Origin of the sequence: Syntrophorhabdus sp. (assembly GCA_012719415.1) — a bacterium.
GTDB lineage: Bacteria > Desulfobacterota > Syntrophorhabdia > Syntrophorhabdales > Syntrophorhabdaceae > Delta-02.
In genome coordinates this window covers 1-10,242 of record JAAYAK010000187.1, presented here as the reverse complement: position 1 = coordinate 10,242, position 10,242 = coordinate 1, and the positions used below count along the sequence as shown (strand labels likewise).

The following is a 10,242-nucleotide window of genomic DNA, read 5'->3' as shown; positions in this document are numbered from 1 at the left end:
TCTGCGCGTTCTGAGAAAGGTTGCCCACCGTGCTGGCTATGGACGCGGTGTAGGTCACATAGGTCGTGGTCGTCCCGCCGATCGTCACGTCGGCGCTGCTGAGGTTGGCGATGGCGAGGGCGACATCATTGTTCGACATATTCGATGCCGACGATGTCACGGCGATATAGTTCACGTCCGCCTTGATCTCATCGCTGAGGTCGATGTTGGCGGCATAGTCCTGGGTCATGTTCTGAAAGAAATTGACACCCGTTGTTCCGCCGGGGTTGTAGCCGGTGACGTGGACGCTGTTCACCTCCGTCATGAGGGACTGCGCGAGATCGTTGATATCGTCGATGAAACCGACGAGCTGGGTGTCCCTCACGTCGACGAGACCCTTGAGGATCCCTCCTCCTATGGAATCGGTGATATCGACGGAGTACAGGGACGTCCCCTTCCAGTACACGTGGTAGAAATTGTCGGCGCCCGTCTTCTCGGCGGTCAGTTCGTAGGAGATCCCTTTTTCGACGAGAAGCTTTCCGTCGGCGGTCATGACGGTCAGGCCGCCGTTCTCATCCTCGAAATACTGGAGATCGAGCTTCCCCGAGAGCTCCTGCAACTGCATCATCCTCTGGCTCGCGAAGCTGGCGGCTTCGCTTCCGCCCGCCGACGATTCATAGGTCTTCTGGTTCAGCGCGGCAATGGATGAAAGGATGTTGTTTATCTCCGTCACTTCACTCGCCACGTTGTTGTCGGTTTCGATCTGCAGCATCTTCAACCCGCTGTATGTGTTGCGGATGCTCTGGGAGAGGTTCGTCGCCTTTAAGGCCACGTCGGCCCGCGCGACGCTGCTCAAGGGATCGGCGGACAGGCTTTGCCACGAATTGAAGAAGGCGGTGATGTTCGATGTCAGCTGGGAGTTCGTCTCATCGAGAACACTCTCGATGCGGGTGAAGAATTTCTCGTATGTCTTCTGTTCCTCCATGGACGTACACTGCCTCGCCACGGAATACTCCAGGTACTTGTCGTAGTAGCTCGCCACCTTTTCGATCCTGACGCCGTTGCCCAGAAGGAGTCCGGTATCACCCATAACGGCGTCGGCCTCGGTGAGGACGGCCTCCTGCCGCGCGTAACCCTTCGTGTTCACATTGGCGATGTTGTTCGACAGGACCTGCAGCGAGGTCTGCTGCGCAAAGAGGGCGTTTCTAGCGATATTGAGGATAGAGGTGATACCCATGCGCTACCTTTCTTCGGACGTTAGATAACTTTAGAGAGAAGTACGGAAGAGAGGTCCTCTCTCTTTTTTCCGTAACCCATGTTGCCGCTTATATGTCCGATAATGTTCTCTATCGACGATCTGACGTGATCGATGGAGAAGGAGAGAAGCTTCATGTTCTTGTCCATGGCGGTCTTTACCTCTTTCATCACCACGGCCAGGCTCCCGTTGAGGGACCGTATAGTCTCGTCGGCCGCGATGGCCTCCCTGTCCCCCGCACCCTCCAGCAGCTTTTCCTTCTCCGCCTTCAGGTACTCGAGCTTTCTCAAGATCTCTTCCTTCTTGTTGTTCCCCGCGATTATGCCATCCAGTGAAAAGGATATAATGGCGTCGCGCTCCATCTGAAGGGCCGTCAGAAACTCCTTCAGGGTCTTTTCCTCTCTCTTCGTCATTTCGATGATGGCGTCCGTCATCATCAGAGCAACTCGTCCAGGATATTGGCCTTCAGTATGCTGGCGGCTACTATCTGGCCTCTTGCATTGTACGTCCCGTCCTCGATGCTGGTCTTGAGCTCTTCGACCTTGTCTTCCCGGATCACGGACTGGGTCTTCGCCTTTTCGGTAAGGCGGTCGACTTCCTGCTTCCTGGATGAAAGCTCCACCTTGTCGTAGCCTGCGCCCTGGTCCTTTCTCTGTTCGACGGAAAGGTCTTTCTGCTGCTGCGGCTTTACCTGAGCGGTCTTGACGAGGCTGTCAAGCAGGTCGGGTTTGTTGCCATTCTCAATTTTCATGGTTCACCTCCTCTATCGCTTACCGGTATTATCGCCGCCGTGAGGAATAACTTTAGCATTTTCCCTTTCGGAGTACTTCATGAGCATCTCTTTGATGCCGACACCCTTTTCCGCAAGAAAATCGGCCACCTTCTCATACACCATGGCCATGTAGGTCTCCTCGGCATACCCCTTTTTCGACATTTTCGTCGTCTTCTCCAGGTGCTTTATCATGCTGTAGATCATGAAGGACTCGAAGCTCTGGCAGACTTTCTCTTTGTCCGCCTCGGATGAACCTGACAGATCTCGCTCCATCGTGCTGACCCCCATCGAGATTGCGGGCGGTAAACCCGTCATTACCGATCTTACGCTTTCAGACACAGTGAACGGCCTCCTATATCACCTCAAGGTCGGCGTGAAGAGCGCCTGATGCCTTGATGGTCTGCAGTATCGTTATGACATCCCGTGTCGATATCCCCGTCGCGTTGAGGGCGTTGACCAGTTCCCGGATGGAGATGCCTGCCTCCAGGAGATAGAACTTCCCGCGGTCCTCGCGCACCTTCACCTGCGTATCGGGCGTCACCACCGTCTGGCCCTGGCCGAACGGCATGGGCTGGCTCACGCGCGCGTCTTCCTTGATCTGAACGCTTATGTTGCCGTGCGAGATGACGACCGTCGACACACGCACGTTCTCGCCGATGACAACCGTCCCCGTCTTTTCGTCAACCACTATCTTCGCCTGCATGTCTGTCCTGACATCGAGGTTTTCCACGACGGACAGGAATTGCACGGGATTGTTCCTCATATTCAGCGGTATCGTCACGTTGATCGTCCCGGCGTCCTTGGCATAAGCGGCGCCTCCGAAGGTCTCGTTGATACGGTCGGCTACCCTTCGGGCGTTGGTGAAGTCGGGCATCTTCAAGGCGATCATGATCTCGCTTCCCCTGTACTCCTCGGAGAGGACCTCGCGCTCGACCGTGGCGCCGTTCACTATCCGGCCCACCGTGGGATGGTTCTTCTGCACCGAGGCGCCCTGCCCGGATGCCAGAAAGCCACCCACCACCATCGGTCCCTGGGCCATGGCATATACCTGACCGTCAGCGCCCTTGAGAGGGGTCGTCACCAGAACGCCGCCTTCAATGCTCTTGGCGTCGCCGATGGAAGACACGGTCACGTCGACCCTGCTCCCTATCCGCGCGAAAGGAGGAAGATTGCAGGTGACCATGACGGCCGCGACATTGTTCACCTTCGTCGTCTTGGGGTCAACCCTGATCCCCATGGTCTCCAGCATGTTGGCCAGGGACTGGTTCGTGAAGATCGTGTTCGACTTGTCCCCCGTGCCCGAGAGGCCGGTCACAAGCCCGTAACCGATGAGTTGATTGGCTCTCGCTCCGTTGATGTACCCCATCTCCTTGATGCGGGCCGCGTCCGCCATCCCCGCCATGAACAGGAGGAAGGCGGCGATGAAGAAGAGCGTGCAGATTATGATCGTGCTGCGGTGAACGCGTTCCCGGTAACTCATGCCGTCCCCCGTCAGAATGGCCACACGGCGTCCATGACGCGCGCCAGCCAGCCCGGCTTCTGCTTCTCTCCCAGGACCCCCACGCCGGTGTAGATGATCTTGGCGTCCGCGATCTGGGTCGAGTACACGGAATTGTTGTAATCGAGGTCCCTGGGTCTTACGATGCCCTGGACCAGGATCTCCTTCTTCTCGTTATTGATGCTGATCTCCCTCTTCCCTTCAATGGCCAGGTTGCCGTTGGGAAGCACGTCGACGACGCGCGCCGTGATGGTGGCGGTCAGGGAGCCGCCCCGGGTGGTTTCGCCGGAGCCGTCAAAATCGTTTTTCGTATTGGCGTTTATCATCTTGTCGGGCGTGATGCTCGAGGGATAGAAGTTGGACTCGAGTCCCAGGAAATTGGGGATGCCCGCCGTCGTCGTGGACGTCTTCGCCGTCTTCGTGCCCGCTTTCTCCGACGCGTTCGTCACCTCGTAGATCTTGACGGTGATGATGTCACCCACCCCCCGGGCCCTGTGGTCACCCAGAAAGTTGCTGTTGGCATTGACCCCGCGGTAGATGGTCCCCGCGGGAGGCTGCGGAGCCGGTTTCACGCTCTTGTACGTGTTGTCTATGACAAAGGGCTCGTCCTTTATCACCGATTGACTGGTGCTCTGGCAACCTGCCAGGATGACCGTCCCCAGGATGACCATCAACAATGCGGTGCTCGTCTTCATGAACTCACGCTCCTAGAACTCGACCTTTACCGAGCTGCTGCTCACGACCTTCGCCATCACTTCTTTCCCGGAGACGGTATTCTTCACCCGTATCACGTCGCCCATCCGTCCCTTGTCGACGGTCTTGCCCTTCGTACGCACGACCAGCTTATCGCTCTCGGCGATTATGGTGACCGCGTCGCCCCGCCTGACAACGATCCTATCCTCGAGGATCTGGTCGGTGACAAGCGTGTTGGCCGGCACATCCCTCTTGAGGACCTTGCCGACAACGTCATCGACGGACGTCGGATAGCCGGAGCCTTTTCCGTTCATGTACGTCTCGCGGACCACGATGTCCTTCGGGCCGATCGCGTCACCCTTTTGTCCAGCTGCTTTCAACACGTAGAGCTCGCGCTTCGTGAATACCCTGAAGGGCACCTGCACGGTGCGCAGCCTGCCCGGAGCCGTCTCGATCTCGACGGCGCAGATACCGTCGCCGCTGACGTCGGGTATGCGCACAAAGCTGAGGTTGATGATCTTCACTCTTTCTTTCAGCTGGGCGGGAACCGTCGTCAGCCTCACCCGAACGGCATCGCCTCCGGGATAGATCTCCTTGACGAAGTTGACTATTCTGGCTTCCGCCGTTGATTCCCCCGCGGCGTACACCGTCCTCAAGGACCCTACCGCGGCGGCGCCGAGAAAGAAGAGCAGCAGGAGGACCAGGCACAGATTCTTTTGCGTCTCCAGCCCGCAGTGTTTCTTCCCATCACGGCTCGTTTTCACCGGGGTATCCACGCTATCTCCTCAGGTTGTTGGTCATCTGAAGCATCTCATCCGCCGCCTGGATGGCCTTGGAGTTGACCTCGTAGGCGCGCTGGCCGATGATCATGTTGATCATCTCCTGCATGACGTTGACGTTGGACATTTCGAGAAAACCCTGGAGGACCGTGCCCATGCCGTTCTCTCCCGGTCTTCCCGTGGTGGGAGAGCCGCTCGCGTCGCTTTCCATGAAGAGGTTCTTGCCTATGGCCCGAAGCCCCGTGGGGTTGATGAAGTTGGCAAGCTCGAGACGGCCTATCTGCTGGGGGGAGGACTGGCCCTGGATCTGGACCGTGACCGTCCCGTCGCTCTCTATGGATATGCTCGTCGTCCTTGCCGGTATGGTGAGGTTCGGCTCGATGGTGTAGCCGTCGGTGGTCACTATCTTGCCGTCGGCGTCGGTCTTCAAGGCGCCAGCCCTGGTGTACGCCTTGTCACCGGAGGGAAGGTTGACCTGGAGGAAACCGTTGCCTTCTATGGCTATGTCGAGCTCGTTGTCGGTCCTCTGGTAATCGCCCTGCTGGAAGACCTTCTGTACCGATGAGAGCATGGCCCCGAGTCCTATCTGGATGCCTGTGGGGACCATTCCGCCGCCTTCCGTCCTCGCACCCTGGAGTCTCAGGGTCTGGTACATGAGGTCCTGGAAATCGGCGCGGCTCTTCTTGAAACCGTTGGTATTTACGTTGGCGATGTTGTTGGCGATGACGTCGAGATTGGTCTGCTGCACGTTCATGCCTGTTCCCGCTGTCCATAACGCCCGTATCATAGTGTTCCTCCTAGAATTTCGCCAGCTCTGTCAGCTTGCCGTTGATATCGGAAAACATCTGGTCTATCTTCGTGTAGCACTCGAATGCCCTCATGGTATGGATGAGGTCCACCATTTCAAGGACAACATTGACGTTTGAGGTCTCGTAGGAGCCCTGCCGTATGGAGTACAGTTTCGGCGTCTCTCCCGCCTCGTTTCCGGTGTATGTGAAGTTGCTCTTGCTTACGGGTTTCAGACCATTCAGGTCCTTGAACTCAACGACCTTGATGGTGTCCACGAGGTCCTTTCCCAGGTATATGGAGCCATCGCCCTCGATGAGTATCTCCTTGCCATCGCTGACATTGATGGTGATCTCCCCGCCCTTACCCATGACGGGCTCCCCGCTCATGGTCACGAGTCGGCTCGACTTGTCGAGCATGAACTGCCCGTTGCGCGTGTACTGGACACCCTCCGGGGTCATCACGGAGAAAAACCCGGGGCCAAGGATGGCCATGTCCAGTTTTGCACCGCTCTCGACGATTGAAGCGTCAGAAAAATCGATATAGGTGTCGGAAAGCTTGACATAGGAGTTCTTCAGGAGCCCCACCTGACCCGTCTCATCTTCCGTTGAGGAGATCATCTCGAAAATGGGCCGCGAAGCCTTGAATCCCGCCGTTTGAGCGTTGGCCAGGTTGTTGGAGATTATGTCCAGCCTCTTCTCATTCACGTACTTGCCGGCGACTGTCACAAAAAAGCTCATGCCGGGGATAGTGCAATACGTGTGCCAGAAAAGAAACGGTTTTACGTTTTAGGTTTTAAGTTTTAAGCAAAAGAACAATGGCCGGGAAAGCCAATCCATCGTGCGCATTCGATCTTTTAGACCTAAAACTTAAAACCTAAAACGTAAAACGGTCTTTTTTCCTTTGCTGGGAAAAATTTTCCTTTTGGGAAATTTTTTCAGGGAAAAACCGGGTTTTCGGGGTGTGGTGGTCAGAGGACCGCTTTTCCGTTCATGAAGCGGGCAAGCTTCTTCACGCCTTCCCGGAAGGCCCTGGTGTGGAAACCGCTCGTCCACGTACCATTATTATTAAAGAGGTCGGAGACGACAAGGAAGGCTGCGGCCTTCAAGTCCCTTGCCCTGGCGACGGCGTAGAAGGATGCAACCTCCATCTCCACAACCGATATGCCCCGCTCGATGCATGCCTCGATCTTGTTCTCAGTCTCCCGGTAGATGGCATCCGTCGTCCACACATCAACGACAGGGAATCCCGCCCCCGCCGCCGCGTCTGTCCAGTCATCCGCCCAGGCCGACGACACCATCTCGTTCTCGTCTTCCAGGTAATGCCAGGAGATCCCCTCCTCGCGCAGCGCGCTCCCCGCGAGACAGACATCCCCTACCGCCCGGACGGGCCCCATGCCTCCGCAATAGCCCCAGAGAACGAACTCTCTGACACCGAATGCGGACAGTTCCTCCATCAATGCAGCAATATTCGGGCCACCAAAGGAGGACCGTATGACCACCGTCGAGGTCCCGGATAGACGGTGGATCATCCTGAAAGGGGCCCAGGCGTCCACGATGGACGCGTCCCTGTTTTGCGTCAACCGCTTGAGGTCTGCTTCACTGAAGGTTACGATGGCCCTTTCGGGCAATGCGAGCTCGTGCGGTCCCTTTCCCGTGAGCGCCCCGGCTATTGCCCGGGGGTCGAGGACCACGCGGGAGCGGTCAAAGAACCGTCTCAAGAAATCTTCTCTTCAGCCTCTCGTAGGAGGTCATGAGGTGTTCGGAGATCACCCTCGTCTCCCCCGTGACGGCCATGAAGTTGGTATCCCCGAACCAGCGCGGCACCATGTGCACGTGAATGTGCTCCTCAAGTCCCGCCCCGGCGGCGCGGCCCACATTGATGCCTATGTTGATCCCCTCGACGCTGAACTCTTCCTTGTAGACCCTGACCATTATCTTCACGAGACGCATGATGTCGAGGGATTCCTCGTCGGTAAGGTCCTCCATGAGGCCCGTGTGGCGGACCGGCACGACCATGACGTGGCCGTTGGTGTAGGGAAAACGGTTCATGATGACAAAGGCCTTGCCGAGCCTGCCTATCACGAGGGACTCGTTGTCCTTCCCTTCATCGATGCAGAGAAAGCACCTCTTCTCGCCAGGTGCTTTCGTGCCTGTGATATACTCCATTCTCCAGGGAGCCCAGACTCTATCCATCTCAATTCCTTATGAACATGTAGTCTCGCCAGTACTCGGGCGGCACCTTGACCCCGAGGTTCAGCATGAACATGTAGAACCCGTTGGGCCGTGAAGGTCTCTTCCTCGGGTGCATCTTCACTTCTTCAGGCAGTTTGTCCCCTTTCTTCAGGTTGCAGGTAATGCAGGAGGTGACGATGTTGGTCCATTCCGTTACGCCTCCCCGGGACCTGGGGACAAGGTGATCGCAGGTCAGGTATTTGGCATCGAGCTTCTTTCCGCAATACTGACAGGTATGATCGTCCCGGAGAAAAACGTTCCTTCGGGAAAACTTCACTTTGGCGTGGTTGCTCCGGACAAGGGTGAGAAGACGTATGACGGCAGGCTGGCGGATCGCTATCGAGACGCCCCGGATCTCCCGGTCGTACTCTTTGAGAACCTCGACCTTTCCCAGGTAGACAAGGGTGATGGCCTTCTTCCATGACAGAACGCTGATAGGTTCAAAGGTCGTGTTAAGCAGGAGGGTCCGGTCCATTTAATCATTTGATAAATAACCCGTTTCGACCTCTCATGTCAAGGTTTCAAATGGTTACGCGACCTTCCTGGTTTCCATCATCCTCATGACATGCGCCACCAGTCTGTGCCTCTCGCGGACATCGAGGTCAAAATAGAACCGGCTGCTCATGAGCGCCTTTATGATCTCTTTCAGTCTCTCAGCCTTCACGACATCCTCCTGAAAAGGATTGTCGGATGAAAGAGGAAAATAATAAGGTCTCAGGTCGCCAAAAAGGATGGTGGAAGGGGGATAGACTGTCAACACTCTTCGTGAAGGACATCTCATGGGACACTCCGGGACCCTCATCCCCGTCATTCCGGCGAAGGCCGGAATCTAGGAGAGATTACCCGCAATGGAAAGCTCCACAGGAAAAGGCTCGTCAGTCGCGGTCCACACCCTTCCATCTCTCCCGTACCCTTTCCGTCACGAAACAGACCTTTCCTAGATTCCGGCCTTCGCCGGAATGACGGGGACTGTGCCGGCCTTTGGACATGTGGCCTGAGACTTGCGACCTGTGACGGTCCTTGGCTTTTTCTCTGGTCTTTCGCTATCTTCTGTGGTAAGTATGGACAAAATACTTAAAGCAAAAGGAGTCACCAAAAATGCCCGTGTTCGATGAGAATGGAAATCAGGTCACCACCGAGGAAGAATTCCCCAAGATGAAGGACCCCGAGGAAGGATTGCCTCCACCTGTGAAGAAACCGTTTCCTATTCTTCCGGCGGTCCTGGGGATAGTCGCCCTCGTTCTCGCTGTCGTCGCCGTTGTCTTCTTCCTGAAGGCGAACACCCTGGAACAGGAGGTGGAGATCCTGAAGAAGGCCAAGACCCAGCTGGCAACAACGGAGGCCAAACTCCAGGACGCGATGAAAGAGAGCCAGAAGGCAAAGGCTGAACTGACCCAGGTCAAGGCCGAGCTCGACAGCGCGAGGGCGAAGAACCAGGCCCTGGAGGACCAGCTGGCAAAGAAGAAGGCTCCCCCCGCGCCGAAGAAATCTTCCGCTCAGGCGGACAAGAAACCCTCTCAGGCGGACAAGAAACCGGTTCCGAAAAAGCCTGCTCCAAAGAAACCGTAAATGACGAGGCAACAGCCGTGAAGAGAACGACATTGATCGCATCAGTTCTGGCCTTCCTGGCCGTGACGTGTCTTGTCTCATTTGCCGGGGAAGGAAACAAGGAGAAGAAAATGAAACCATCGTATCCAGCCTTGAGTGCCACAATAAAAACAACGAAGGGTGACATAGCGGTGAAGCTCTTCCCCGATCAGGCCCCGCTTACGGTATTGAGCTTCGTGAACCTGTCCAGACGGGGCTTTTACGACAACCTGACATTCCACAGGGTGATCCGCGGGTTCGTGATCCAGGGCGGCTGCCCCCTCGGCACGGGCACGGGCGGCCCCGGCTACCGCTTCAAGGACGAGTTCTCGCCCGATCTCAGGCACAACAAACCGGGGATCCTTTCCATGGACAACGCCGGACCGAACACGAACGGAAGCCAGTTCTTTATCACCCACGTCCCGACGCCGCACCTCAATGACAGGCACTCTGTGTTCGGTGAGGTCAAGGATTCGAAAGATCAGGAGATCGTTGACAGCATAGCCGTGGGAGACAGAATAAACACCATCATCATCGAGGGTGATTATTCCCGGCTGGCCGAGGACCACAAGCAAGACCTGCAGAAGTGGAACGAAGTCCTCGACAAAAAATAGGCCCTCTCCCTATCTGCAGAGCATTGTGAAATATTGTGAAAGTTG

General features: G+C 56.4%; 14 protein-coding genes. 2 read left to right on the top strand and 12 right to left on the bottom strand.

Annotated features, from left to right (window positions below; all coding sequences use genetic code 11):
• From flgK to GXX82_10780, 12 genes are all read right to left on the bottom strand, one after another.
• A partial coding sequence (gene flgK / locus GXX82_10835) for a flagellar hook-associated protein FlgK (GenBank protein ID NLT23532.1) occupies positions 1-1,216 on the bottom strand: 1,216 nt, incomplete at its 3' end.
• Positions 1,217-1,236: 20 nt separating this feature from the next.
• The gene (locus GXX82_10830; GenBank protein NLT23531.1) at positions 1,237-1,671 is read right to left on the bottom strand and encodes a flagellar protein FlgN; all 435 of its coding nucleotides are present in this window, start codon (positions 1,669-1,671) and stop codon (positions 1,237-1,239) included.
• Positions 1,671-1,985, bottom strand: a complete 315-nt coding sequence (gene flgM / locus GXX82_10825) for a flagellar biosynthesis anti-sigma factor FlgM (protein ID NLT23530.1) — start codon at positions 1,983-1,985, stop codon at positions 1,671-1,673. Before flgM ends, GXX82_10830 begins: the two co-directional genes overlap by 1 nt.
• A gap of 12 nt (positions 1,986-1,997) precedes the next feature.
• Positions 1,998-2,345 (bottom strand): hypothetical protein, encoded by a 348-nt coding sequence (locus tag GXX82_10820; GenBank protein NLT23529.1) that lies wholly within the window; start codon positions 2,343-2,345, stop codon positions 1,998-2,000.
• 13 nt (positions 2,346-2,358) lie between these two features.
• Positions 2,359-3,486: a flagellar basal body P-ring protein FlgI gene (locus GXX82_10815; GenBank protein ID NLT23528.1), complete on the bottom strand. Its 1,128-nt coding sequence runs from the start codon at positions 3,484-3,486 to the stop codon at positions 2,359-2,361.
• A gap of 11 nt (positions 3,487-3,497) precedes the next feature.
• Positions 3,498-4,199: a flagellar basal body L-ring protein FlgH gene (locus GXX82_10810; GenBank protein NLT23527.1), complete on the bottom strand. Its 702-nt coding sequence runs from the start codon at positions 4,197-4,199 to the stop codon at positions 3,498-3,500.
• 12 nt (positions 4,200-4,211) lie between these two features.
• Positions 4,212-4,973 (bottom strand): flagellar basal body P-ring formation protein FlgA, encoded by a 762-nt coding sequence (flgA, locus tag GXX82_10805; protein NLT23526.1) that lies wholly within the window; start codon positions 4,971-4,973, stop codon positions 4,212-4,214.
• A gap of 1 nt (position 4,974) precedes the next feature.
• Positions 4,975-5,763, bottom strand: a complete 789-nt coding sequence (flgG, locus tag GXX82_10800; GenBank protein ID NLT23525.1) for a flagellar basal-body rod protein FlgG — start codon at positions 5,761-5,763, stop codon at positions 4,975-4,977.
• A gap of 10 nt (positions 5,764-5,773) precedes the next feature.
• Positions 5,774-6,490, bottom strand: coding sequence for a flagellar hook basal-body protein (locus GXX82_10795; protein NLT23524.1), 717 nt, complete (start codon positions 6,488-6,490; stop codon positions 5,774-5,776).
• A gap of 242 nt (positions 6,491-6,732) precedes the next feature.
• Positions 6,733-7,482, bottom strand: a complete 750-nt coding sequence (locus GXX82_10790) for a nucleoside phosphorylase (protein NLT23523.1) — start codon at positions 7,480-7,482, stop codon at positions 6,733-6,735.
• Positions 7,466-7,957: an HIT domain-containing protein gene (locus GXX82_10785; protein NLT23522.1), complete on the bottom strand. Its 492-nt coding sequence runs from the start codon at positions 7,955-7,957 to the stop codon at positions 7,466-7,468. The genes GXX82_10790 and GXX82_10785 overlap by 17 nt, the downstream gene beginning before the upstream one ends.
• Before the next feature lies 1 nt (position 7,958).
• Positions 7,959-8,471 (bottom strand): HNH endonuclease, encoded by a 513-nt coding sequence (locus tag GXX82_10780; GenBank protein ID NLT23521.1) that lies wholly within the window; start codon positions 8,469-8,471, stop codon positions 7,959-7,961.
• A gap of 623 nt (positions 8,472-9,094) precedes the next feature.
• On the opposite strand from GXX82_10780, the gene GXX82_10775 reads away from it, so the two are divergent.
• The gene (locus tag GXX82_10775; GenBank protein ID NLT23520.1) at positions 9,095-9,565 is read left to right on the top strand and encodes a DUF2730 family protein; all 471 of its coding nucleotides are present in this window, start codon (positions 9,095-9,097) and stop codon (positions 9,563-9,565) included.
• Between the two features lie 110 nt (positions 9,566-9,675).
• Entirely contained in the window at positions 9,676-10,197 is a 522-nt protein-coding gene (locus GXX82_10770; GenBank protein ID NLT23519.1) for a peptidylprolyl isomerase, read from the top strand.
• Positions 10,198-10,242 lie beyond the last annotated feature (45 nt).